This window comes from Luteibacter aegosomaticola (assembly GCF_023078475.1).
GTDB classification, from domain to species: domain Bacteria; phylum Pseudomonadota; class Gammaproteobacteria; order Xanthomonadales; family Rhodanobacteraceae; genus Luteibacter; species Luteibacter aegosomaticola.
Genome location: NZ_CP095741.1, coordinates 86,610 through 110,043, shown reverse-complemented (window position 1 = coordinate 110,043; position 23,434 = coordinate 86,610). Strand labels below are relative to the sequence as shown.

The 23,434-nt window shown below is 64.3% G+C and carries 21 protein-coding genes; 8 read left to right on the top strand and 13 right to left on the bottom strand.

What is annotated here, in order from left to right:
* Positions 1-81: 81 nt before the first annotated feature.
* From L2Y96_RS00505 to L2Y96_RS00490, 4 genes are all read right to left on the bottom strand, one after another.
* The gene (locus L2Y96_RS00505; protein ID WP_247331023.1) at positions 82-1,812 is read right to left on the bottom strand and encodes a DUF885 domain-containing protein; all 1,731 of its coding nucleotides are present in this window, start codon (positions 1,810-1,812) and stop codon (positions 82-84) included.
* Positions 1,813-1,911: 99 nt separating this feature from the next.
* The gene (locus L2Y96_RS00500) at positions 1,912-2,616 is read right to left on the bottom strand and encodes a helix-turn-helix transcriptional regulator (protein WP_247331022.1); all 705 of its coding nucleotides are present in this window, start codon (positions 2,614-2,616) and stop codon (positions 1,912-1,914) included.
* 69 nt (positions 2,617-2,685) lie between these two features.
* The gene (locus tag L2Y96_RS00495; protein WP_247331021.1) at positions 2,686-3,324 is read right to left on the bottom strand and encodes a glutathione S-transferase family protein; all 639 of its coding nucleotides are present in this window, start codon (positions 3,322-3,324) and stop codon (positions 2,686-2,688) included.
* Positions 3,325-3,340: 16 nt separating this feature from the next.
* On the bottom strand, positions 3,341-3,565 hold the full coding sequence (locus tag L2Y96_RS00490) for a hypothetical protein (protein ID WP_247331020.1): 225 nt from the start codon (positions 3,563-3,565) through the stop codon (positions 3,341-3,343).
* A gap of 132 nt (positions 3,566-3,697) precedes the next feature.
* Here L2Y96_RS00490 and L2Y96_RS00485 point away from each other — a divergent pair, with 132 nt between their 5' ends.
* The gene (locus L2Y96_RS00485; protein WP_247331019.1) at positions 3,698-4,723 is read left to right on the top strand and encodes a class 1 fructose-bisphosphatase; all 1,026 of its coding nucleotides are present in this window, start codon (positions 3,698-3,700) and stop codon (positions 4,721-4,723) included.
* A gap of 23 nt (positions 4,724-4,746) precedes the next feature.
* Positions 4,747-5,679 carry a patatin-like phospholipase family protein gene (locus tag L2Y96_RS00480; protein WP_247331018.1) on the top strand — a complete coding sequence of 311 codons (933 nt, stop codon included), beginning with the start codon at positions 4,747-4,749 and terminating at the stop codon, positions 5,677-5,679.
* Here L2Y96_RS00480 and L2Y96_RS00475 read toward each other — a convergent pair whose 3' ends face one another.
* Positions 5,680-6,309 (bottom strand): TetR/AcrR family transcriptional regulator, encoded by a 630-nt coding sequence (locus L2Y96_RS00475; RefSeq protein ID WP_247331017.1) that lies wholly within the window; start codon positions 6,307-6,309, stop codon positions 5,680-5,682. It lies immediately after the preceding gene.
* A gap of 162 nt (positions 6,310-6,471) precedes the next feature.
* Positions 6,472-7,458 carry a glycoside hydrolase family 43 protein gene (locus L2Y96_RS00470; protein ID WP_247331016.1) on the bottom strand — a complete coding sequence of 329 codons (987 nt, stop codon included), beginning with the start codon at positions 7,456-7,458 and terminating at the stop codon, positions 6,472-6,474.
* 183 nt (positions 7,459-7,641) lie between these two features.
* On the opposite strand from L2Y96_RS00470, the gene L2Y96_RS00465 reads away from it, so the two are divergent.
* Genes L2Y96_RS00465 through L2Y96_RS00455 form a run of 3 tightly spaced genes read left to right on the top strand, consistent with a single transcriptional unit; the run spans position 7,642 to position 9,766 of the window.
* Entirely contained in the window at positions 7,642-7,959 is a 318-nt protein-coding gene (locus L2Y96_RS00465; RefSeq protein ID WP_247331015.1) for a DUF3649 domain-containing protein, read from the top strand.
* Positions 7,956-9,503 carry a PepSY-associated TM helix domain-containing protein gene (locus L2Y96_RS00460; protein WP_247331013.1) on the top strand — a complete coding sequence of 516 codons (1,548 nt, stop codon included), beginning with the start codon at positions 7,956-7,958 and terminating at the stop codon, positions 9,501-9,503. The genes L2Y96_RS00465 and L2Y96_RS00460 overlap by 4 nt, the downstream gene beginning before the upstream one ends.
* Entirely contained in the window at positions 9,500-9,766 is a 267-nt protein-coding gene (locus L2Y96_RS00455; RefSeq protein ID WP_247331011.1) for a DUF3325 domain-containing protein, read from the top strand. The genes L2Y96_RS00460 and L2Y96_RS00455 overlap by 4 nt, the downstream gene beginning before the upstream one ends.
* Here the strand turns inward: L2Y96_RS00455 and L2Y96_RS00450 are convergent.
* From L2Y96_RS00450 to L2Y96_RS00430, 5 genes are all read right to left on the bottom strand, one after another.
* Entirely contained in the window at positions 9,747-10,778 is a 1,032-nt protein-coding gene (locus tag L2Y96_RS00450) for an alpha/beta hydrolase (RefSeq protein ID WP_247331009.1), read from the bottom strand. The two genes, L2Y96_RS00455 and L2Y96_RS00450, sit on opposite strands and share 20 nt — an antisense overlap.
* Before the next feature lie 57 nt (positions 10,779-10,835).
* Positions 10,836-11,495 (bottom strand): M24 family metallopeptidase, encoded by a 660-nt coding sequence (locus tag L2Y96_RS00445; RefSeq protein ID WP_247331007.1) that lies wholly within the window; start codon positions 11,493-11,495, stop codon positions 10,836-10,838.
* Between the two features lie 530 nt (positions 11,496-12,025).
* Entirely contained in the window at positions 12,026-12,463 is a 438-nt protein-coding gene (locus L2Y96_RS00440) for a hypothetical protein (RefSeq protein WP_247331005.1), read from the bottom strand.
* Positions 12,464-12,530: 67 nt separating this feature from the next.
* Complete coding sequence (locus L2Y96_RS00435; protein ID WP_247331003.1) at positions 12,531-17,111, bottom strand: RHS repeat-associated core domain-containing protein; 4,581 nt, start codon at positions 17,109-17,111, stop codon at positions 12,531-12,533.
* A gap of 237 nt (positions 17,112-17,348) precedes the next feature.
* Positions 17,349-18,404 (bottom strand): CDP-glycerol glycerophosphotransferase family protein, encoded by a 1,056-nt coding sequence (locus tag L2Y96_RS00430; protein WP_247331002.1) that lies wholly within the window; start codon positions 18,402-18,404, stop codon positions 17,349-17,351.
* Between the two features lie 65 nt (positions 18,405-18,469).
* On the opposite strand from L2Y96_RS00430, the gene L2Y96_RS00425 reads away from it, so the two are divergent.
* On the top strand, positions 18,470-19,237 hold the full coding sequence (locus L2Y96_RS00425; protein WP_247337209.1) for a glycosyltransferase family 2 protein: 768 nt from the start codon (positions 18,470-18,472) through the stop codon (positions 19,235-19,237).
* A gap of 4 nt (positions 19,238-19,241) precedes the next feature.
* On the opposite strand, the gene L2Y96_RS00420 is transcribed toward L2Y96_RS00425, so the two are convergent.
* Complete coding sequence (locus L2Y96_RS00420) at positions 19,242-20,060, bottom strand: alpha/beta fold hydrolase (protein ID WP_247331000.1); 819 nt, start codon at positions 20,058-20,060, stop codon at positions 19,242-19,244.
* A 165-nt stretch (positions 20,061-20,225) separates the two neighbouring features.
* Here L2Y96_RS00420 and ompR point away from each other — a divergent pair, with 165 nt between their 5' ends.
* Together ompR and L2Y96_RS00410 are read left to right on the top strand one after the other, a co-directional pair.
* Positions 20,226-20,948: an osmolarity response regulator transcription factor OmpR gene (gene ompR / locus L2Y96_RS00415; RefSeq protein ID WP_247330998.1), complete on the top strand. Its 723-nt coding sequence runs from the start codon at positions 20,226-20,228 to the stop codon at positions 20,946-20,948.
* Complete coding sequence (locus L2Y96_RS00410; RefSeq protein ID WP_247330996.1) at positions 20,945-22,195, top strand: ATP-binding protein; 1,251 nt, start codon at positions 20,945-20,947, stop codon at positions 22,193-22,195. The genes ompR and L2Y96_RS00410 overlap by 4 nt, the downstream gene beginning before the upstream one ends.
* A 50-nt stretch (positions 22,196-22,245) precedes the next feature.
* On the opposite strand, the gene L2Y96_RS00405 is transcribed toward L2Y96_RS00410, so the two are convergent.
* Positions 22,246-23,313 carry an NAD(P)H-dependent flavin oxidoreductase gene (locus tag L2Y96_RS00405; protein WP_247330994.1) on the bottom strand — a complete coding sequence of 356 codons (1,068 nt, stop codon included), beginning with the start codon at positions 23,311-23,313 and terminating at the stop codon, positions 22,246-22,248.
* Positions 23,314-23,434 lie beyond the last annotated feature (121 nt).

Sequence of the window (23,434 nt, the reverse complement as noted above, 5' to 3'; positions counted from 1 at the left end):
GTACGAAAGGCGTCGCCCACAGGGTGGGCTCCTACGGGTCGAGGCCGCCGGCCACGGTCAGGCGGCGGGCGGCAGGTCTGCTTAGCCCTTGCGGGTGGCGATCCACTCGTTCACGTGCTGCTCCAGCACCGGCATGGGCACGCTGCCCAGGGCCAGGATCATGTCGTGGAAGGCGCGCAGGTCGAACTTCTCACCCAGCTGCTTCTCGGCCCGCTCGCGGAGCTCGCGGATCTTGAGGTAGCCCAGTTCGTACGACAGCGCCTGGCCCGGCCAGCTGATGTAGCGGTCCACTTCGTTCGCGATCTCGCGCTGGCTCAGGGCCGTGTTGTCGGTGAGGTAGTCGATCGCCTGCTGGCGGGTCCAGCCAAGGTGGTGGATACCGGTATCCACCACCAGGCGGCAGGCGCGCCACATCTGGTAGGTGAGGTAACCGAAGCGCTCGTACGGCGTGTGGTAAATGCCCATCTCCTCGCCGAGGTATTCCGAGTACAGCGCCCAACCCTCGCCGTAGGCCGAGATATAGCCCTCGCGACGGAACGCCGGCAGGCCCTGTTGTTCGGCCGATAGCGCCAGCTGCAGGGCGTGGCCCGGCATGGATTCATGCAGCGTCAGAGCCGGCATGTTGAACAGCGGCCGCGACGGCAGGTCGTAGGTGTTCACGAGGTACACATCCGGGCCACCACGGCCCGAGGTGTAGTACGGCGCGATATCCGCCGGCACCGGCTTGATCGCGAAACGCTGGCGCGGCAGCAGGCCGAAATACTTCGACAGATCCCCATCCACCTGCTTCGCCACCCAGGCGGTGCGCATCAGCAGCTCATCCGGCGTCTTGGCGTAGAACTGCGGATCGGTGCGGAGGAAATGCAGGAACGCCGGGAAATCGCCCTTGAAGTCGGTTTCCTTCATCACTTCGAGCATGCGCTCGTGGATGCTCGCTACCTCGCGCAGGCCGATCGCGTGGATCTGGTCGGGCGTGAGGTCCAGCGTGGTGTATTCGCGGATCTGCTGCAGGTAATACGCCTTGCCGTCAGGCATCGCTTCGGCGGCGAGCGTGGTGCGTGCCTTCGGCAGGTAGTCCTTGCGGAAGAAGGTCAGCAGCTTGCCGTACGCCGGGATCACGCCCTTGGCGATCGCGTCGCGGGCCTGCGCGCGCAGCGCATCGGCATCCTTCGCGGGCAAGGTGTTCGGCATGTGCTTGAACGGCTCGTACAGCGCACTGTCTTCCGGGCTCTTCAGCTCGGCAACGGCGGCGATCGAGGCGTCACGGCCGTCGAGCACCGCGCGCGGCACGGTAAAGCCACGCGCCAGGCCCAGGCGCATGTTCGCGATCTCCTGGTCCATCCAGGTGGGGATCTGCTTCAGCCGCTCGATATAGGCGCTGTAATCCTCGCGGGTGCGCAGGTCATCGCCATGCATCACATAGCCAACATCGGACCAGAACGCCGAGTCGCTGTTGAACGGCATCTGCCACTGGCTGAAGCGCTGCGCGGCGGCCAGGTTGTACACCTGCTCGCGGTACACCTGGTAATCGATGCGGGCCTCATCACCCAGCTGTTTCGGATCGATCCGGTCGAGCTGCGCCAGCACGTCGTTCCAGTACGCAAGGCGCTTGGCCTGGCTGGCGGCGTCCACCGTATCGAGGCGGCCATTACCCGGCTGCGCTTCGCCCGAGGTCAGGATGCCCGCCTGCCCGTTACGCCATGCCCATTCCTTCTCATAGATGCTTTTGAAGGCATCGTCGGCCTGCTGCGTGGCATGGGCGGCGCCGGCAAAGAGGCCGACGAAAGCAATGGCGCGGATCCAGGGAGTCATTCGGGTACCAGGTGGGGACGTGGAAAGGCCCGATGATGGCACGCGAACACCCTGCCCGCCCTGTGACACAGGTTGGGTCGCGCTCCCACAACGGCGGGGCTATTCCAGGCCGGCGTAGTAGCCGCGGATCGTTTCGAGGAAGGTCTTCAGGTCGCGGCCCGGCACATCCTCGAAGGTCTCCCCGGATTCCTTGCAGGATTCGATACGGTCGGGGCGGAAGTTGCGGAAGTCGTTGCGGTGCCGGCACCACGTGGTGAGCGTCCACGCGCCGCCCCAGAACGACAGGCAGAGCGGCTCGACCTCGCGTGTACTCGCGCGCCCCTGCGCATCACGGTATTCCAGGCACAACACGTGCCGCTGGAGTACCGCCTCGTGCAGGCGATCGAGCATGCGCGCGATATGGTTCTGTTCGGGATCGCGCCAGATGGGCGCGAAGATTTTCGATTGCGCCGCCCGCTCTCGAAGCTCCGGTGGCAGCACGGCCTCGATCTTGATCAGGGCCGCCTGCGCCTCGCGGGCCAGGCGCTCGCCGGCGAAGGCACGCACGAATCGCGTACCGGCCACCAGCGCTTCGAGTTCGTCGGCGTTGAACATCAGCGGTGGGATGTCCGAGCCCTTGCGCAGCAGGTAGCCCACGCCGGCTTCGCCTTCGATAGGCACGCCGGAGAGCTGGAGGTCCGCCACGTCACGGTAGACCGTGCGCAGCGAGACCTCGAGCGTAGCCGCCAGCTGGCGTGCGGGCAGCGCAGTACGCCGCCCACGCAGGGCGTTGATGATGAGGAACAGGCGGTCCGCGCGTCGCATTCGTCCATCATCGCTTTCCGCGCGGCGCGCGGGAAGCGGCGATGGTCACGGTCCGCCATGGCCGGGCGCTCAGGCCGCGGCCCGCTGCTGGGCGCGGGCCAGCGCCTCATCCTGCTCGGCGGCGCGGATGATGGCCGGGCGCACCTTGAGCCGGGCGACGTAAGCCTCGAAGACCGGGCGGCGGGCCACCAGGCCAAACGACATCACGTAATCCAGTGCATTGGCCCACAGGATATCGGCGGCGGTGAAGCGTTCGCCGAGGATCCACGGGCCGGCCCCCAGCTGGGTCTCGACCAGGTTCAACACCGATTCGTAATCGCCATAGGGGCAGGTGCCCGCCGGCGCAACGGCGTTCTTCATGTAATGGTCGAGCACGGCTGGCTCGAAGCACGAACCGTAGAAGGCCAGCCAGCGCAGGTACGGCCCACGCAGCGGCTCGCCCAGGCCCGGTGCCAGCCCTGCCTGCGGGAACAGATCGGCCAGGTAAGTGAATACCGCCGGACGTTCCGTCACCAGCTGGCCGTGGTGCGAGATGGCAGGCACCTTCCCCATCGGGTTGATCTTGAGATACGCGGCCTGGCGCTGTTCACCAGCGGCGAGGTTGAGCACATGCATGTCGTACTGGGCACCCAACTCCTCCAGCAGCATCAGGGTGCTGGTGGAACGGCTATTCGGCCCATGGTGAAAAACGATGCGACTGCTGTTCATTCCCTTCCCTCTTGTCTCAGTAAGCGTGCGGCTTGTGTCGTAGGAGCGCGCTTGCGCGCGATGGGGCCTTGCCGCGGGCTGGGCCGCACGAAAGCGCGCTCGCACCAGGCGCGGCCTGATCCGACGTGGCGCGATCAGGCGTGGCTTGATCGGGCGCGAAGCGGTAATGGCCACCCATCAGCAGGCCGATCTGGCCCAGCGGGGCATAGAGCCTGGTGATGCGTTCGAGCAGCGGATTCATGGCAACCCCTCCCGTGGTGTCAGTAAGGGAGAGTGTGCGGGGGCCCTACTGACAACGTGCTGTCAGCAGCCCCCTCTGGCGCCATTCACCCAGCACCCGGACAATGCGTGCTTTCGCTCCAGGGCCCGTGTGATGACGAAACCGATTTCACTGATCCAGTTCCTGATCGAGGAGAAGCGCGCTGGCCATGTCTACAGCGAGCTCAGCCTGCTGATCGAGGTGGTGGCGCGCGCCTGCAAGCGCATCTCCGTGGCCACTGGCAAGGGCGCCCTGGGTGGCGTGCTGGGCAATGCCGGCTCCGATAACGTGCAGGGCGAGGCGCAGAAGAAGCTGGACGTCATGTCCAATGAGATCCTGCTGGAAGCGAACGCCTGGGGCGGCCACCTGGCGGCCTGCGCTTCGGAAGAGATGGAAGACCCCCAGCCGATCCCCGATGCCTACCCCAAGGGCCACCACCTGCTCCTGTTCGATCCGCTGGACGGCTCCTCGAACATCGACGTCAACGTGTCGGTGGGCACGATCTTCTCCGTGCTGCGCTGCCCCGATGGCGTCACCGAGCCGACCACGGAAGATTTCCTGCAGCCGGGCACCGCCCAGGTCGCCGCTGGCTACGTGGTCTACGGCCCCAGCACCCTGCTGGTGCTCACCTTCGGCCATGGCGTCCACGAGTTCACCCTGGATCGCGAGCACGGCAGCTTCGTGCTCACCCGCCGCGGCATCACCATCCCGGCCGAGACGGCGGAGTTCGCCATCAATATGTCCAACCAGCGCCATTGGGAAGCCCCGATGCAGCGCTACATTGGCGAACTGCTGGCGGGCACCACCGGGCCGCGCGGCCGCGATTACAACATGCGCTGGGTGGCCTCCATGGTGGCCGATGTCCATCGCATCATCACCCGCGGCGGCGTGTTCTATTACCCGCTCGACGCGAAGATCACGGCCAAGGGCGGTACCGGCAAGCTGCGCCTGATGTACGAAGCCAACCCGATGGCCTTCATTATCGAGCAGGCGGGCGGCGCGGCCACCACCGGCCGTGAGCGGATCATGGAGATCCAGCCGAGCGGCCTGCACCAGCGTGTTCCCGTGTTCCTCGGCTCGAAGCACGAGATCGAGGTTGCTACCCGTTACCACCTCGAAGCCGACCAGACCCGCGGCTGATCCAACCCCGAGAAACGACCGACATGATGTCCCGCCGCCTTAGCCGCCTGCTCCCCCTCCTGTTGGCCTCCTTGCTGACGGGCTGCTTCGGCGGTGGTAACACCGTGAAGCCCAACGAACGGCCGGATACCGCCGTTCCGGTCCTGGCCGCCAAACCCCGCATCGGCCTCGCGCTGGGCGGCGGCGCGGCCAAGGGCTTCGCGCATATCGGCGTCATCAAGATGCTGGAGGCCAGCGGGATCCATCCCGACGTGGTCTCCGGCACCAGCGCGGGCAGTGTCGTGGGCGCGCTCTATGCCAGCGGCATGGATGCCTTCCAGTTGCAGGAAACGGCGTTCTCGCTCGACGAAGCCACCGTCCGCGACGTGCGGCTCTTCTCGGGTGGCCTCGTCCAGGGCCAGAAGCTGCAGGATTACGTGAACCAGCTGGTGAAGCAGCAGCCGATCGAAAAGCTGCACACGCCGTTCGCTGCCGTGTCCACCGTGCTGGAAACCGGCGACCGCGCGATCTTCGTTCGTGGCAATACCGGCCAGGCCGTGCGTGCATCGAGCAGCATCCCCGGCGTGTTCGAACCGGTGGAGATCAACGGCAAGCACTTCGTCGACGGCGGCGTGGTCAGCCCCGTCCCGGTGGATGCCGCGCGCCAGCTCGGCGCCGATATCGTCATCGCGGTGGATATCTCGGCGCGTCCGGATGGCACGAACCCGGGCAGCATGGCCGGCATCGTGGGCCAGTCCATCACCATCATGGGCCGCAAGCTGGCCGAGCAGGAACTGGGCCGCGCGGATGTCGTGATCCGGCCGAAGGTCGGCCAGATCGGCCCCACGGATTTCGATCAGAAGAACGTCGCGATCCTGGAAGGCGAGCGCGCCGCGCTCGCCGCCATCCCGGCCATCAAGGCGAAGATCGCCGAGAAGACGGCCGCCATGGGCAAGCCGCCGGTCCCGGCGAAGTAATCAACCCGCTTCGATCAGCGCCAGCGCCGACTGGCGCCCGATCGAGAGCATCTCGTCCGAGGTGCCTGTATCGGCCACCGCACGCGATAGCGCGAGCGAACCCACCATCGATGAGAACACCGCCGTCGCCAGCGAGCGACGGCGTTTGCCGCGCACGCTATCCGGCAACGTCGAGGCGATCAGTTCGAGCATGCCGCCGACGCCTTCGGTGAAAGCGATACGCGTTTCTTCCGGCCGGCGTGCCAGCTCACCCGCCAGCGAGGCAGCGACGCAGCCGCTTGCCGGGTTATCGCGGTGCTCCGCGGAAAGATAGCCGTTGACCAGGGCGCGGTAGCGTTCACCGCGCGAACTCGCCACGCGATCGGCCATGCGCTGGGTAGCCGCGGCGACGCCGCTGGCCACGCTCTCGCGCACCAGATCCTCCTTGGAGGGGAAATGGTTATAGAAACCACCCTGGGTCAGCCCGACATCACCCATCAGGCTGACGACACCTACCCCATCGATGCCATCGGCGCGGAAACGCTCCGATGCCGCTTCGACAATCCGCTGTCGTGTCAGCTCCTTGTGACCCTTCTCGTAACGCATGCCCGTCAATTCCTTCGCGAGGTGCTTGCCCCACCCGGCGGGCATTGTAGCCAATCCTTGCGTATTGAAATGTCGGAAGAACTAAGGATTTTTCTCACTTGCACTTTACGAGAAAACCCCTGTAGGAGCGCGCTTGCGCGCGATGTGCTTGCGGTAGCGGGCCGCCTGCGGCGGATCGCGTGCAAGCACGCTCCTACAGGGTTTTGATTAGCGGAGGGGTTTTGCGGTCACGCCTTCCATCGTCATTTTCACCGGCAGGATCTTGCCGTCCTTGTCGAACTCCATCTTGTCGACACAGGTTTCGCGATCGTTGCCGTTGGTATCGCCGAGCGGGTGGCGGTGGTACACGATGTACCAGCTGTCATCCTTCGCGACGTGGAACACCGAGTTATGGCCTGCGCCGGTGCCGATCGCCGGATCGGTCTTGAGGATGGTGCCGATCCGCTTGAACGGGCCCATCGGCGAATCGCCGATGGCGTAGGCCACGGAGTAATCCGGGCCGGTCCAACCGCCTTCCGACCACATGAAGTAGTACTTGCCGTTGCGCTTGAACATCAACGGGCCTTCGACGTACTTCTCGGGCGTGATTTCCTTGTACACCGTGCCATCGGCCATGGGCTCGACGTCGGTGAAGTCCGGCTTCAGCTTCACGATGTTCGCGTGCTTCCAGCCGCCATAGATCATGTACCAGGTGCCGTCTTCATCGTGGAAGGCGAACTGGTCGATCGGCTGCGCGCCGTTGTGGAAGGCGCCGATGAGCGGCTTGCCCAGCAGATCCTTGAACGGACCATCCGGCTTATCCGCCACGGCCACGCCGATGCCACCGAGTTCCTTGTCGCTCTGGATATCGTTCGCCGCGAAGAAGAAGTAGTACTTGCCGTTGTTCTTCACCACCGAGGGCGCCCACAGGGCTTTCTTGGCCCAGGGAATGTCGCCGATGGCCAGCACGTTGGCGTGCTTTGTCCAGTGAACGAGATCCGGCGATGAGAAGGCATCGAAGCCCGTCTGCTTCGCGTAAGCGAGCGAGGTGGTGGGATAGATCCAGTAGGTGTTGTCGAAGATCGCCGCTTCCGGGTCGGCGTACCAGCCCGGGAAGGCCGGGTTACCCGAATGGCCGGGCGGCGGGGCAGCGAACGCCGCGGTGGATGCCATAGCGCCCAGCAGCGCGAACCCCAGAGCCTTGCGAATCCCCATCCCCATCTCCCCACCTATTTGTCGGACAAACTCCGATCCTAACCCGTAGCGCCGGAAGGGTGGAATCCAGCCCCTTCGCTCGTATTTGCGAATGAATCTCATTAATATGGGTGTACCGCACCGCCGTTCGTCAGGGAAAACCGCGCCTGGCGCGCTGGCGGGCGCCCGTCCCGAGAGAGTCCGATGCCCCGTTCCACCCCCACCGGCGCGCCCGGCGCCCGCCTTGCCCACGCCCTGGACGTTGCCTCGCGCACCGTCCTCGCTGCCGTGGGCGGCTACGTAGCCGCGGCTCTCACCGCCGCCGGCTTCGCGCGCTGGCTCCCGATCCCGCGGGTCGAGGCGGTGATGACCGGCATGCTGGTGTCGTTCGCCGTCTATGCCGTGGTGGCGATCTTCGCGTTCGCCGTGGCACGCGCCTCGCGGGTGTGGTTCTGGACCAGCGTCTACTGCGCGCCGCTCGGCCTCGCGCTGTACCTATCGATGCACGGGGGTGGCGCGTGAACGGGGGTCTCCGCCAGTCGATGGCCTGGCTGCATACGTGGGTGGGCCTGCTCCTCGGCTGGCTGTTGTTCCTCGTGTTCGTGACCGGCACCGCGTCGTATTTCCAGGACGAGATCACCCGCTGGATGCAGCCTGAGGTGCATGGCCAGCACAACATCGATGCGGGCGCCGAAGGCGCCGTCGCGTACATGCAGAAGCATGCGGCCGATGCGGAGCAGTGGTCGATCGAACTGCCGAGCGAACGCGCAGTGGCTACTACCGCCTTCTGGAAGGAAAAGGGCGAGACCTTCGCCCAGTGGCGAGACCACGCCTTCCTCGTGGATGGTGACGGCAAGAAAGTGGATGCGCGCGACACGCTGGGTGGCTGGCGGCTCTACCGCATGCACTTCGACCTGTATTACCTGCCCGTGCTTTGGGCACGCTGGGCCGTCGGCCTCGCAGCGATGTTCATGCTGGTGGCGATCATCAGCGGCGTCATCACACACAAGAAGATCTTCACGGATTTCTTCACCCTTCGCTTCGGCAAGGGCCAGCGCTCGTGGCTGGATGGCCACAACCTCACGGCCGTGCTCGCCCTGCCGTTCCATTTCATGATCACGTACACCGGTCTCGTTACCCTGGCCGCGCAGTACATGCCCTGGGGCGTTACCGCGGCATACGAGAACCGCGCTGCGTATTACGCCGATGCGTTTGGCGCGGACGAAGCGCCGAAGCGCTCTGGCACTAACGCGCCCATGGCGCCTATCGCCGACATGCTGAAGCAGGCGCGCGAAACCTGGCATGGCGCGGAGCCCGGTTACATCTTCGTGCCCATCCCCGGTGATGCGCACGGCGTGGTGAAGATCATCCGCGCTACCGGTGCCGGCATGGATACGCGTGGCGAGACGCTCACCTTCGACGCCGCGACCGGCGTCATGCACGCGCGCCCACCGGCACGTGGCGGCGCGCGTGAAACCGAAAGCGTCATGGTCGGCCTGCACGCTGGCCGCTTTGCACCGCTCCTGTTGCGCTGGTTCTACTTCCTCTGCGGACTCGCCGGTACGGCCATGGTCGGCACGGGCCTCGTGCTCTGGACCTCCAAACGCCGCCTGCAGCTGCCCGATCCGGAACGACCGTACTTCGGCTTCCGCCTGGTCGAGCGGATGAACATCGCCACCATCGCCGGCCTACCATTTGGCATCGCCTGCTACTTCATGGCCAACCGCCTGCTGCCGTTCGATGTCGCGCAACGCCCGAACTGGGAAGCCAACTGGCTGTTCATCGGCTGGGGCGTGCTTTGCGTCGTCGCCATCGTGCGGCCGGTGAAACGGGCCTGGGTGGAAACGCTTTCCGTCGCCGCGGCCGGCTTCTTCGCCGTGCCGGTGGTGGACATGATGACGACTGATCGTGGCCTGTTCACCAGCCTGTGGAACGGCGATCTGGTCTACGCAAGTTTCGACCTGATGATGCTCGCCCTCGCCGGGCTGCTCGGGTTCTGCGCGTGGAAGGTGCATAACCGCAAGGAAGTCGTGCGCGTCCGCCGGAAGAAGGAAGCGGTCGCATGATGCTGCTCTGCGTACTCGCTGCCTTAGGCGGCTTTGCCGCGTTGAGCATGGGCATGTCGCGCCACCAGCGCGATGTGCTCGGCAAGGCATTGCCTGCCGGCACCACGCGCGGCATGAAAACCGCCGGCTGGTTGCTGCTCGCCGCGTCCTGGGGTGCTGCCATCGCCAGCGATGGCGCGGCACTGGGTTCCGTCTACTGGCTTGGCGCGCTCACCTTCGGCGCGCTTGTGGTCGCCTTCTCGGTTACCCGCCTGTCACGTTGAACGGCGGCCGCTGGCCCGGCAAGGCCCATTCAATCCCGCGCGTGATGATCATCGGGAACACCGTGAGGTGATCTTCGCCGGGCACCGTCATCAGGTTCACATGCAGGCCGGGGTAATGCTTCGCCTGGAGTTCCGCGACGAAGCGGCGGTTGTCGCCAATCATGTCGGTGCCGGTATTGAAGCGGCGGTCGCTCTTGTCCTTGCTGAGCGTTTCAAAGCCGCCAAGGATCACCAGCACGTTCGCCTGGAGGTCCTTCCGATTTGCCAGCGCCTCATGCATGCGCGTGAATTCAACGCCGTGATCGAACTGCAGCGACGGGCTGCCGAGGACGTAGTGGCTGAACATCCCCGGGTCGTGGAGCAGGATTTCGTAGCCCAGCAGACCGCCGTACGAATGGCCTACGTAGATCGCGCGTGACATGTCTGCGCGGTAGTTCGTGGCGATTACCGGGAAGACATCGTTCTTGATGGACTCGAGGTAGGCTTCGGCTTCGCCATGCAACACGGGTCGACCTGGCATGTCGGAAGTGAGGCCGCTCGGGCCGTGGTTCGTCGGCGTGTAATCGCGGCGACGACTGTAGACCGGCGTGTCGCCCACCGCATAGGAGAGGCCCACGAGGATGAAATCCTCGGTGCCATCACCGTGATCGCCCAGGCGGCGAGCGATGCTGCGGATAAGCGGGAAGCCGTAGTTCGCATCGGTAACGAACATCACCGGGTACTTGCGATCTGGGTGCTGTGCGTAATCCGGCGGCAGGCTCACGAAGAGCTGATAATCGCGATTGAGCTTCGGTGCGTGGATCGTGCGCACTTCCGTGTCGTCGAGCACGTAGCGCTGCACCGCCTGCACGGGAACGCCGGAGACAGGCGCCGCGGACACCGTGACCGGAGCGACCTCGGCGTGTTTCGGCGCTTCGGCGGTCTGCTTCGGTGCCTCAGCTTCGGGTGCCTTCGAGCAGGCGGCGATGAGCACACATGCCGCAAGCGCGGCGCCCCATGTACGACGGACCATCCGGTATCATTCCCTGTGCGTGGCGTACCCGCATTGACGCACAGTTAGCCGGGCGAGTCACGCCATCAGCAGGTCTTCGTAAAACGCACCGATCGGCAACACGGGATGAGCGATCTGGATCTCGAGGATCCAAAGACCCGGCACGGGCTGCGCATCGAAGTCGCCGAGGTTGCCTGCCTTATGCACGGCATGCGGGTAGTCACCCACGCGATGACCCTTCGTCGCGTGGTTCAAACGCCAGCCGAGTGATTCGGCCTCAGCACTGACATAGTCGTACAAGGCCACACCGGTGACGCCTTCGCGCCAACGCGCCTCGCCACGCCGGAACAGCTCACGTGCTGCCGCCGCACAGGCATGCATCACACCGTCATCGCCCACCACGAACGTATCGCCCACGTCACCCTCGTGCCCTTCAAATACCGGGCCAAGATCGACGAAGAAGATATCGTTCTCCGCCAGCACGGTATCCGGCGCCGAACGCTGGCGGAACGTCTTCAACGTGTTCGCGCCAAAACGAATGATGCTGGGATGCCAGATCCGCTGCATACCCGCCGCATGCAGCCGCTCCCCTGCCATGGTGATGGCCTCGGGTTCGGTCATGCCCGGCACGATGTGGGCGGCGATGTCGCGGAGGGCAGCCCAGGAGCGCTCACGCGCCTCGTGCATGCGATCGGCCGAAAAGACGGCCCCGGTGGCTTGGGCGGTGGGATTGGACATGGGAAGGACTCCTGAGCACTCCAGTACTTTACCGCAGCTACCACAGCCCTTGTAGGAGCGCGCTTGCGCGCGAGAGCCGCCCACCATAGATGCCCACGGAGTCCCGGCCACCTACCATTCATCGAGGCACGCTGGCTTCATAACCTGCGCATCAGTCGCGATTACGACAAACCAAAACCATAGTCCCGAGATGAGGAGTGCAACGCATGGGATCTTCAGCTGCCTGGCACGTTCGCTAAAGTCCCTACCTGGAAAACGCCGACAAGCTGGTCGGCCGCGACGTAGGCTCAGGGCATAGCGCACCAGGGTGACCGAGAGCCAAATGAGCGAGAGAAGACCAGCGAGCAGCGGCGTGCCGAACAATAAGTATCCTTCGAGCATGATTCGTCCTTAGCGGTGAGAAAGCCAGGCTAGACACTCGCCATGGCGACCAATGACTTGCTCGGTGACAATTTGGTCTTCCTCTTCGGGCACGCCGATGGCAACACTGGGCGCGTCCTTACCCGCTAACTGCTCGTTCGTTGTTTTACTCAACGATTTCCGGTTCGAGGCAAGTCGCGCCGAACCATTGCGCCTGGAGGTGCCGTCTTGTCGATGGTTCCGGGAGCGATATCAATGGATACCCCTGCTTCGATAAGCGGAGACGGCTCCATTCTTTGCACCCGTTCTGCGGTGTCGTACTCAGCCCTCACACGATATGGACCGTCCCAATGAATGTTCACACCATATGCTGACGCATTCCGTCCAGCATCATACAAAACAAGTGCGATTTCCTTGCTGGAACAGGTCTCACCTACGCGCACGACACAAATGTCGTACCAGAAGGATGTGGTGGCGCCACCTCCGTCTTCAATTACAACGGCATCATGCCGTCCGTCGGGAGAGGTGACCCTTGCAGCTTCGTCACCGCCGCGTCCACATCCACATAGAAGAATCGCTACGAGAATCGGCAATTTTTTCAAAATCATGACCCGTCAGATCAGTCACCCTGAAGCTGCACACCGCTTCAGGGTGACTACACACTATGGATATACCCTATTTACGGTAGCAGTTCTCATACCACCACATTCCATTTGAAATCTGCTCTTGATCCGCAGGGTCATCACCGTACGGAGGGCGCCCCAACGGTCCGTCGTTTTCCGCCTGATAGTTCCCTGATCTGGTCTGGGCCCAGCCGGCCGCGCGAAGCAACAGGTCCGACGGTATGCCAGCGGCTCGGCCGACAACGCCATAGTGGAAGTTTCCGTAGTCGGCATACTTTGACCTGTCTACCTGCTTGTAGTCGTAGGGTCCCTTATTCCGCACGAGCTCATAGAAGACTCGATACTTTAAGGCGACGCCTGCACCACCGGTGACGTTTGAGAGAGCGTTTAGATTGAGCATGCCGGCGATGTTTTTGTTGATGTCCACCCCCGGCGGCGATGGCGGCGTGATTGACTGGCAGTTGCATAGCCCCATCAGGTCGACCCCTACGAAGGGATTCCCTCCTACGTAGCTGTAAGTTGACATTCCTCCAGAGAGTCCAATCGGATCGCTCTGGATGTACCGCCCACTCACCGGATCATAGTCGCGCCACCCATTCTGAAAGAGCCCTGTCACAGCGTCATACCGCTGCCCCGGGAAGCGCATATCAAACACGTACTTCGTCCCATCCTTGTCCGGGTCTTCGTTCGGTGCGGCGGAGCCGAATGCCTCGCTCGTGACCGACCACGTCCAGATGGCTTTGTCCGACGCACGATCGATGACGACGCGAGGCGTGCCCAGGTGATCAGCTTGGATGTCCCGAATCGCGTCGCCGTCGATGGCAGCTAGCGGGATGTCGCCGAGCCATGCCGTCTGGCGAATGGGCTGACCTGCGCCGTCGTAATCACCGATCCAGTGGCCTGCTTCATCGTGAAGCGATACGGTGATCTGCCCTGCGATGTAGCGAGCCACCTGCTGCCCGAACGAGTTGTAGGCGTAGTTCATCTCCACCACGCCGTTGACCTTGGCCTGGCTCATACGGCCGCTCGCGTCATAAACGAATTCGCGGTCGCCGATGCGGGTGGTGTTCCCGTTGGCATCGTAAGTGCGGGCGATTTTGTTTGCCGTCGTCAGGTGATGACTATCGGCGGCATAGACGAAGCTTCGGTTCGTAAAGGGAATCGTGTTCCACGACAGTCGATTTCCGGTCTTGTCGTACTTGTACGTGTGCAAGTCGCCCAAAGGATTGTCGGGCGACGGATCGAACGAGCCCGCGGATGTCACCCGGTTCTGGGAATCGCTCTCAATGAAGCTCGTGACAGATCCGTTCGTGATCATGTCAACGTTGCTATTGGTGTATTCCACGGTCAGCTTAAGGCCACCTGGCCGCGTATCGCGGACGGACGTTACGACGCCCGTTCCGTCGTACGTCCGAGCCAGAGTGCGGGCTCCTGCGGTCCAGTTCACCGGGCGACCGAGTGCGTCGTTCACCACGATGCTGGCTATGGACTGTGCCACCGACGACGGCGTCCGGGTGTCCACGGCAACAACATTCCCGGCGGCATCACGGGTGTACGTCACCTGGCGCCCGTCAGGGTAGGTCATCGATGCGAGCCGCCCCGCCTTCGAATACGTGTAATGAACCGCCAGGCTAACCCCTCGCGTCACCTGGATCTTCTGGATCACCCGGCCAGCGAAGTCGTAGCAGAATGTCGTGCTGCCATCGCGATCCGTGACCGTCGAGAGGCGACCGACGGCGAAGTCAGCACCGGCAGGACAACCCGACGCGGGGACGTCATAGGTGTAGGTCGTCCGGGCACCGTCGCTGTACGATACCGTCGCCACCCGGCCGAGTGCGTCATAGGTGCGATCGATCTTGCGGGTATCCGCCGGTGTCTCGCGGAGGGGCTGACCGTTGGCGTCGTTCTCGAAGGAGCTATCGCCCGTGTCCGGGCTGCGACGCCAAAGCAGATCGCCGAGTCCATTTCTCAGATAAGCCGTTGACAGGCCCTTCGGGTCGACGATCGTGCGCACGCGGTTGGCGCCGTCGTACGCCAGGATGGTTTCACCACGTTCGCTACCGTAGCCTTCGCTGATGCGGTCGACGCGGCCCCGATCATCGTGATGGTACTCCGGGCCCGGGAGGTAGCCGGACGTACCCGTGAAGCGTCCATTGGGGTCGAAGTTGTACTCGATCCTGGAATCTGGGGTCTCGATTTCCGCAGGTAGGCCGCGATTATCGTATGTGTACTTCCGGCTCAGGTCTTCCGTCCCGTCGGGACGACGGAAGCTGTCGGTGCCTACCTGGCCCTGATCGTTCCGCTCAATCTTACGTACATTGCCAATAGCATCGACCTGCTCAATCAATCGGTGAGCGCTGTTGTATCGGTGTGTTAGCGTGGCGCCATCCGCATCGGTGAGCGTGTCGATGTCGCCATTAGCGTTGTACGTCACGCGGGTGATGATGTCTTCCGCCGAAGGCACGCCATCGCGGCGTGACCGGATAGCCACCTCTACGGGTCGGCCCATGGCGTCGAACTGACGATCCGTTCGCACGCTATTGGCATCGGTCAGCGATGTGGGACGGCCGGCCGCGTCATAGGCGAGCACCGTATCGACGTGGCCCAGTGGGTCCGTCACGGTATGAAGATCGCCCTGCCGCCAGCTACACACGGTGGGTGTGCAGCCGGGAGCATCCGAAGCCCGGTATTGGTAGCGTGTGGTGTCCGACGTACCCGAGAGCGGCCCATCGACCGTAAGGATGCGGCCCGCCGTGTCGTAGGTGAACGCAGTGATGCGTTCCGCCGGCCAGGGACCCTGGCCGGCGTTTGCCGCGTCGGCGAGCCCGCCCTCGCGCTGTTTGAGGAGGTTGCCCTTAAGATCGTATTCGAACACGGTCCACTGGGCACCGTTGTCAATGCGGATCGGCTTGTCGAACAGGGGATGCCACGTCGTCTTTACGGTCTGCGCGACGGCGGTTCCATCGGCTTCCGTGCGCTCGGTCTCGAGCCGTCGGCTGGTGTCGTACTTATACGACGTAGGGACGCCGAGGTAATCGGTGTTTCGCGAAACGAGGCCTGCGCTCACGTAGTCATATCCGCGAGCGACGTCTTGATGTCGGTAGAATTCTTCGCGCTGGCCAAGGCGGATGACGCCGTCGGTGTAACTCGGGTACCACGTTTCATTGTCCCGTCCAGGCTTGCGGATGTCGACACGCTTGGCGTCGTGCGCGATGACTTCCGTCAGCTCCAGATTATCGCCGTGCGACGAACTAATGGCGCGATTGGCGCTGTCGTAGCGGAACGTCGCGAAACGCTTACCATCGTTCCCGACGATCCCGGTGAGCTTATGGTTTCGCGAGCCACCCATGGCTGGCTCGTCGTATCCATACTTGACCTTGCGACCATCCGGGTAGCTGACATCAACCAGATCGGCATCGAGACCCTCGAGCAGGTCGCCGCTGTAGTCATATGTGATCCGCCCGTCGGGCGTATCCACGGTCTCGATGCGGCCGTAGCGGTCGTATCTCAACTTGAGTTCACGACCCTGGCGGTCGCTCACGCGAACCAGAACCTTCACCTTCGCGCCAGCTCCGACGTTGATATCGTCATAATGCAAGGTCAAGGTGTTGCCGTTGGCATCGATACGCGAACGCAGGCGTCCCTTGTCGTCGTAGTGCTCGGCCGTGAGGTCGGCCTTGGTATAGACCCAACCACCATCGGCATCTTCGCGCACGATGCCGCGTTCGCCTTCCTCTGCTACATAGGTATCGCCCTTCTTGGTGAAGCGGGTTTCGCCGCCATCTTCCCGCACGAGATGCAGTGCGGAGCCGTAAGCCCAGCCACTAGCGCTGAAATACGGGCGACGGACAAAGGCTCGGTCGTACGTGTGGCGCCAACGTGCGCCGATGCGCGCGCCTGCGGGATAACGCGCCGCGACTTTGCTGAGTTTGTTGTCCAGGGAGAAGGCGCCGCTGTGATACGTGCGCGCAAAGGCCAGGCCCGAGGAGTCGGGCCCCATATAGTCCACCGCAGTTTCGATCTTGCTCATCGTTAACGGGTTAATCGGGTTGCCTACGGTCTGGCTATTGCCGATCGGGCACTGATTGGCCCCGCTTTCTTCGGGCACGCCCATCGAGGCCGTCTTGGGTACCTCGTCCGGAGAGATGCAGGCCACCGGTGACCGACCTGAGGCAGGATCGCGGTTATCGAGGAAGGCACTCGAATCCCCGACAAGAACGGCGTCCACCGGGCATGACCGAACGAGTGCGATGCCGCCCGTGATCGTTACATCGCGCGTTCCCGTCGGCTCGTCGATGGTTATCGCGATATCCAGCACTGAATAGGCGCTGTTTTTCCCGCTAGCGCCACGGACCTCGTGTGCGGTGTATCCCGCGAGGCTGCATCCCGGCGTAAGGCCGCAGTATTCGTTCGCTGCGATGCGGACATCGCTGGCGAGCTGGCCCGCTTCGTGGTGAACGTAGCCCGTGGCGCCGGGCTTTTCGAACGACGCCGGCACCACGTGCCCGTCCAGAAAAGCCGGAAACGGCTTGGCCGGCTCGTCGGCGGCGTGGGAAACCCCTGAGAAAATGGCCAAATGGATGGCAATAGCGAGCGCGCACTGGCGGCTCTTTGATGACACATCGTGCAACATGACGTCCCCTGCGTGTTAACGAGGGGCGCACGGTAGGGACCGCTAAATCGAATTGATATGGAAGGATTCTCAAAAATCGAATCAATTCCCTCGTGTAGGAACTAGCTCACATTCCTTCAGCGGATGCCTACACGATTTCGGCCTTTACTGGACGCAAGTCAACCGCTTGTAAAGGATTGCCAGCGCAACGGGCATTGAGAGCCTACGCCCGACGGCAACCCCGATCTACGAAATGTATCAAGCACCGCCCGGCAACAACGCCGGCAAATCGCGACTGGCCTTGTAACGACGAATGAGATTCAAGGGCTTTCGCCCGAGCTTGCCGAAGTCGCCACGCTTGAATGCCGCTACAGCATCAAGCACGCGCTCACTGGCATGGCCGTCATGCGACGGATGGATGTTGTCAGCGTGCGCTTTGATCGCCGCCATCAGTTCAGGCGGATGCGTCAATGCACGATCAATGGCCGCGTCGACATCATCCGGGGTCGGTACGTCCAGCATGAACGGATGCGGCACGCGATTGGCGATGGTGACGACTGGCTTGTTCATCACCGCGAATTCGTGGATGACCGATGACGTGTCGCAGACAAGCACATCAGCGGCACGCTCCAGCTCGATCAGCTTGTCGGAGGTGTAGAAGCGCGCATTCTCCGCTTCCAGCCCGCGGTACGCGGCGACGAGTTCGTCGCTGCACTTCGGGTGTAGCGTGAGCAGCCACTGGCGATCGCCGCGCGCGATCATCTTGCGCAGCGGCTCGACCATCGCCGGTGCGGCGCTGAGCCGATGGCTGAAGGTGGAGGCGTACATCACGACCGGCCGACCGTCGCGCACCAGGATCGAGGGATCCTGCGGCGGCGGCGGCTGGATAAAGAGCGGATCGAGCTTGGGCCAGCCGGTTTCGCGGACGGCGAAGTAGCCGTGCTCCTTCGCGAGCGCTTCAAAGGGCTGGGTGGTGGCCGGCCCCTGGGTCACGTAAAGGTCGAAGAACCCGCGGATGGCGAAGTGGCCGCGGCCCGGATCGCGCTTTTCGGCGTTGAAACCGTGGAACACCTGGACCTTCACGCCCGGCAGGCGTGGCGAGACCCAGTTGGCGGCGCAGTACACCGCCTCGGGCTGCAGTGCCTTTGCGGCCTTGAGGCTGGTAATGCGTTGCTCGCCCGGCGCCAGGTGCGTGGCCACTGCGTCCGGCACGATCCAGCCCACCTGTTGGCCTCGCGCCCGTGCGGCAGCAGCCAGGGGGCGCAGGATCGGCAACGCATATTCCTCGGTGGCGAACATCAGGCACGCGGCCACGGCAAACCTCGATCAGGGGCAACGTGGCATTATGGCCCGTCAGCCCCTTCGATTCCCGTGCCTTCATGACCCAGCGGCCCATTTCCCTCTGCGTGATCACCCAGAACGAGGCCGACCGCATCCGGGATTGTCTGGCGAGCGCCAGCTTCTGCGACGACCTCGTCGTGGTCGATGGCGGCTCCAGCGATGACACCCAGGCCATCGCCCGCGAGATGGGCGCCCGCGTGTTCGAGCGGAAGTTCGATGGCTTCCGCAGCCAGAAGGCGTTTGCCGTGGCGCAGGCGAAGCACGAGTGGGTCCTGTGCCTGGATGCCGATGAACGCGTGGGCGATGATCTGCGGGCGGCGATCGAGAAGGCCTACGAGGGCGGCTTCACCGGCGCCGCGGGCTACCGCTTCTATCGCCGCAACGATTTCTTCGGCCGCTTCATGCAGCATGGCAACGCCGGTGCCGACAAGGTGCTGCGCCTGTTCGACCGCCGCCAGGGCGGCTGGCGTGGTCCACGCGAGATCCATGAATCGGTGAGCGTGGATGGCGAGGTGAAGATGCTCGCCGGTTACCTCGACCACTACCCGTACCGCTCGCTTTCCGAGTTGATGGCCAAGCAGGAGCGCTACGCGCACATGATGGCCACCGAGGAATTCGCCGCGGGTAAACGCGCGACGCTTACGCAGATCATCGTAAGCCCGATGTGGCGGTTTTTCCGTGGTTATGTATTGCGCGCCGGGTTTCTCGATGGCTGGCGTGGCATCGTCTACGCGTTGCTGCGTGTCGAATACGTGCGCCGCAAGTACGTGAAGCTCTATCTCCTACAGCACGGCCAGAAGCCGTAATGGCCTACAAGGCTGCGTTCTTGCTGAGCCAGGCGTCGACCTGGGCGGTGTAGGCGTTTGATCCACCCAGCGTCTGATTGATCTGCATGTGGTTCAACGCCACGGGCAACGCGTCCGCCTTACCTCCCAACTCACGCGCCTTGCTGACAAAGCGCTCGTTCGCAGGACACGAGTTGGCGCGTTCCGTGGAGCACACCATCAACATGGGCATGGCGGGCGCGCGGGTCATGCGGTCGTAGGGCGACGCTTCAGCCCATCCTGACGGGCTTTCACCAAACACTCGGTCGTAGAACCGGGGGTGCGGGTTCTGCATGATTCCGGGGACATCCACGGCGCCACTATCGAGCGAGACCGTAGCCAGCCATGGCCGAACACCCGCCGCCTGCTGGAGCGCCGGAGACACCGCCACGAGCGAGACGAGATGCGCGCCCGCGGAATGGCCCATCAACACGACCCGCGAAGGATCGCCGTTCCATTCACGCGCATGGTGCTGCACATAGGCCAGCGCTGCGGCGACATCGGCCGCCTGCACCATCGGCCCTGCCTCCGGGAGCATCCGGTAATCGACGCTCACGAAGATCACGCCATCGGCGTTCCAGTGGCTGGCCTTGGGCTCGGACACGCCGGGGTTGTCCTTATCGCCGATCATCCAGGCACCACCGTGGACCATCACGATGATCGGCGCGTCGTGGGCATGCGGCGGGGCATAGACCGAGAGCGTCTGCCGGGGTGAGGGGCCGTAGGACAGGTCGGTCGCCGCGCGTGCCTCTGGGGCGAGAAGCGCCAGCAGGGTGCAAAAGGCGAAACCAAGCGAGCGAACCATGCGATGTCTCCTACGAAATGGGCTGGGGGCCGTTGAGCCCATCCTCTGCCATTGGCGCGCCACGGTGTGCGTGGCTTCGCAACGGAACGTTTCAGGTCCCCGTGGCTGAAACATCCTGTTACATCTTCGCCGCCCGGCGCCGCCGGAACGCGGCAGAATCGCTCCATGGCCGAAACCACCGCCCCCTGCATCCTTATCGTCGACGACGACGTCCGCCTGCGCGACCTGCTGTCGCGGTACCTGGAAAGCCAGGGCTTCAACACGGCCACCGCCGAAGACGGCCGCGCCCTCGACCGGGAGCTGAAGCGCCGCCACGTCGACCTGATCGTGCTGGACATCATGATGCCGGGTGAAGACGGCCTTTCGATATGCCGCCGGCTGCGCGGCCAGGGTGTGGATACCCCGATCATCATGCTTACCGCACGCGGTGACGATGTCGACCGCATCGTAGGCCTCGAAATCGGCGCGGACGACTACCTTGCCAAGCCCGGCAACCCGCGTGAACTGGTAGCCCGGATCAACGCCGTGCTGCGCCGGGGCCGAGCGGTGCCGGGTGCGCCGCGCGCCGATGCGCAGGATGTTGCGTTTGGACCCTTCGTGCTCGAACTCAGCACGCGCCGCTTACTCCGCGACGGCGAGACCGTCCACCTCACCACCGGCGAGTTCGCTGTACTCGCAGCGCTTGCGCAACGGCCGCGCCAGCCCATGACGCGCGACCAGCTCATGAGCGCGGCCCGCGGGCGCGACCACGAGGCGTTTGACCGCAGCATGGATGTGACGATGAGCCGCCTTCGCCGCCTGATCGAAGATGACCCGCGCGAGCCCCGCTGGTTGCAAACCGTGTGGGGCACCGGCTACGTGTTCGTTCCTGATGGAGCCGCGGCATGAAGCGCACTTTGTTCGCCCGTCTCGCATGGCTGCTTGCGGGTACCGTGGGCCTGGTACTCATCACCGGTATCGTGGTGCTTCGCATCACCGGCGACGGCGCCGCACGCGACCTCACCGTGCATACCATCGCGACGCGCATCATCGCGGCCGATGCGTTGCTCAAACATGGCGACGTAGCCGCACTGGCGGCACTCGATATCACTCATGCACAGGACGCACCGGTTGGCCGCACACCGGTCCTACCCGTCGTGCGCGACGTGCTGGATGGGTTGCGAGGCGCGTTCCCGGGGCGCGAGCTGCGTATCGATGGCACGCAGCACGCCACGGTGTGGATCGCCACGCAGGGCCCCGCACCCGGCTGGCTGGGCGTGGCACTCAACGGGCCCCGCGTGCCGATCTTCCGCGCAGGCCTGTTGACGATCATTCTTGCCGCCGTCGTCGTGCTCGCTGCGGCAGCGTTCTACGCGCGTAGCCTCACCGCACCATTGCGCCAGCTAGCCGCATCGGCTCACGGTGTGGTCGGCGGCGAAGCACCTCCACCCATCCCGCGACATGCAGCCTACGAACTGCGCGAACTGCGTAGCGCACTGGCTCTTGCCGCGGCGGACGTCCGTGCCAGCCGGCGCGAACGTGAGCTCATGCTGGCCGCGCTATCGCACGATATACGCACGCCTCTGGCGCGCCTACGACTTGGGCTCGAACTCGCCGCACCCGCGGACGAAGGCCTGCGCACGGGCATGGAAGCCGATATCGCGGCGCTGGACGCGATGTGTGAGCACTTCATTGCCTTTGCACGCGACGGACGTGATGAAGCGAGCGCTGCGGTAGATCTCTCGGCGCTTGCCGGCGATGTCGCCGCCGCCGAGGCAGCGCATGGCGAACCATGGGAAGTGCGCGCTCCACCCACCTGCGTCGTGCGCGGCAAACCGCTCGCGTTACGGCGGGCGGTCGAGAACCTGGTTCGCAACGCCACGCGACATGGTGCGCCGCCGTTCGTCATCACGCTGACGCGCGAAGCAGGGTCCACCCAGCTTGAGGTCAGTGACCGCGGGCATGGTGTCGCGCCTGATCTGCTCGGGCAGTTGGGTGATGCGTTCGTGCAGGGCAATGCGGCGCGAAGCAATGCGATCGGGAGTGGCCTGGGGCTAGCGAGCGTTAAACGGATTGCTGAGCAGCATGGTGGGACGCTTGGGCTGCGCAATCTTCCGGGTGGCGGGTTTGCTGCGACGCTTTCGATCGGCGAGTGACCCCGCGTGTGGGCGGGGTGAGGTATCCGGGATCGCGCGCAAGCGCGCTCCTACTGGAGCGCGGCGGCTTGTTCGGCTATGTGGCGGGTGATGGATTCGGCATTGCCTTCGCGGGCTAGTGCCCCGGCCTGGCCGCTCCACAGGGGCTGGAAGTCGCCGTGGCCTTGCTTCTCGGTCGCGGCGCGCATGGGGGCGAGGGCGCCGCCGGCTAGCGGGAACGGCAAGGCATCCGGGGAGAGCGGGCCTATCTCGCGCATGATCCGGTTGATGACGCCGCGGGCCGGGCGGCCGGTAAGGACGTTGGTAACGGCGGTGTTGTCGTCGCGCGCCTGTTTCACGGCGGCCTTGTGCACCGGCACGCTCACCGACTCATCCGAGAGCAGGTAGGCCGTGCCGATCTGGACGGCGGAGGCACCGAGAGTGAGCGCGGCGGCCAGGCCGCGGCCATCGGCGATGGCGCCAGCAGCGATCACCGGGACCGGTAGTGCATCGGCCATCTGCGGCACCAGCGCGAACAGGCCCGGCTGGGTGGCCATGTCGTCGGTGAGGAAGTTGCCGCGATGGCCGCCGGCTTCGTTGCCCTGGGCGATGACGGCATGAACCCCGCGCTCGGCGAGCCAGCGGCCCTCCGCCACGGTGGTGGCGGTGCCCACGATCTTCGCGCCGGTGGCATGGACGCGCGCCAGCAAATCCTTCGCCGGCAACCCGAAGTGGAAGCTGACCACCTCTGGCTTCAGGGCTTCGACCATGCGGCACATGGCGTCATCGAACGGCGCGCGCCCACCCGCAGCGGCGAGGCCGGCGGGATCCACGGCGAATTCCTTGAAGTACGGCGCCAGCCGCGACAGCCAACGGGCGTGGTCGGCGTCGGTCGGCGCCTTGGGCTGGTGGGCGAAGAAGTTGAGGTTCAACGGGGCCGCCACCGCGCCGCGGAAGATCGCGACCTCCTCGGTCGCCTTCTCCACGCTGATCGAGGCACACGGAATGGACCCGAGGCCACCGGCCTTCGCCACGGCGATGGCCAGGGCGGAACCCCCCGAGCCCGCCATGGGGGCGAGGAGGATCGGCGTTTCGATACGGAACAGATCGAGCAGGCGACGGTCGTGCCAGTGAGACATGGAGCGGCTCCCGGGGGATAGGGGAAGACGCCCATGATGCGCCTGTCGGGACGGTTCCGCTTGTCCCCCACAGCCCGCGGTTCGTCCCCAAAGCCCCGTTTTTCCTCCCCGCGTGGGCGAT

Coding starts and splice junctions, on each gene's coding strand:
- L2Y96_RS00410 (WP_247330996.1), top strand. CDS start 20,945: ATGAAGCGCACTTTGTTCGCCCGTCTCGCATGGCTGCTTGCGGGTACC.
- L2Y96_RS00475 (WP_247331017.1), bottom strand. CDS start 6,309: ATGCCCGCCGGGTGGGGCAAGCACCTCGCGAAGGAATTGACGGGCATG.
- L2Y96_RS00505 (WP_247331023.1), bottom strand. CDS start 1,812: ATGACTCCCTGGATCCGCGCCATTGCTTTCGTCGGCCTCTTTGCCGGC.
- L2Y96_RS00455 (WP_247331011.1), top strand. CDS start 9,500: ATGATGCTGCTCTGCGTACTCGCTGCCTTAGGCGGCTTTGCCGCGTTG.
- L2Y96_RS00435 (WP_247331003.1), bottom strand. CDS start 17,111: ATGTTGCACGATGTGTCATCAAAGAGCCGCCAGTGCGCGCTCGCTATT.
- L2Y96_RS00480 (WP_247331018.1), top strand. CDS start 4,747: ATGATGTCCCGCCGCCTTAGCCGCCTGCTCCCCCTCCTGTTGGCCTCC.
- L2Y96_RS00420 (WP_247331000.1), bottom strand. CDS start 20,060: ATGGTTCGCTCGCTTGGTTTCGCCTTTTGCACCCTGCTGGCGCTTCTC.
- L2Y96_RS00470 (WP_247331016.1), bottom strand. CDS start 7,458: ATGGGGATTCGCAAGGCTCTGGGGTTCGCGCTGCTGGGCGCTATGGCA.
- L2Y96_RS00485 (WP_247331019.1), top strand. CDS start 3,698: ATGACGAAACCGATTTCACTGATCCAGTTCCTGATCGAGGAGAAGCGC.
- L2Y96_RS00495 (WP_247331021.1), bottom strand. CDS start 3,324: ATGAACAGCAGTCGCATCGTTTTTCACCATGGGCCGAATAGCCGTTCC.
- L2Y96_RS00405 (WP_247330994.1), bottom strand. CDS start 23,313: ATGTCTCACTGGCACGACCGTCGCCTGCTCGATCTGTTCCGTATCGAA.
- L2Y96_RS00500 (WP_247331022.1), bottom strand. CDS start 2,616: ATGCGACGCGCGGACCGCCTGTTCCTCATCATCAACGCCCTGCGTGGG.
- ompR (WP_247330998.1), top strand. CDS start 20,226: ATGGCCGAAACCACCGCCCCCTGCATCCTTATCGTCGACGACGACGTC.
- L2Y96_RS00465 (WP_247331015.1), top strand. CDS start 7,642: ATGCCCCGTTCCACCCCCACCGGCGCGCCCGGCGCCCGCCTTGCCCAC.
- L2Y96_RS00445 (WP_247331007.1), bottom strand. CDS start 11,495: ATGTCCAATCCCACCGCCCAAGCCACCGGGGCCGTCTTTTCGGCCGAT.
- L2Y96_RS00425 (WP_247337209.1), top strand. CDS start 18,470: ATGACCCAGCGGCCCATTTCCCTCTGCGTGATCACCCAGAACGAGGCC.
- L2Y96_RS00440 (WP_247331005.1), bottom strand. CDS start 12,463: ATGATTTTGAAAAAATTGCCGATTCTCGTAGCGATTCTTCTATGTGGA.
- L2Y96_RS00450 (WP_247331009.1), bottom strand. CDS start 10,778: ATGGTCCGTCGTACATGGGGCGCCGCGCTTGCGGCATGTGTGCTCATC.
- L2Y96_RS00490 (WP_247331020.1), bottom strand. CDS start 3,565: ATGAATCCGCTGCTCGAACGCATCACCAGGCTCTATGCCCCGCTGGGC.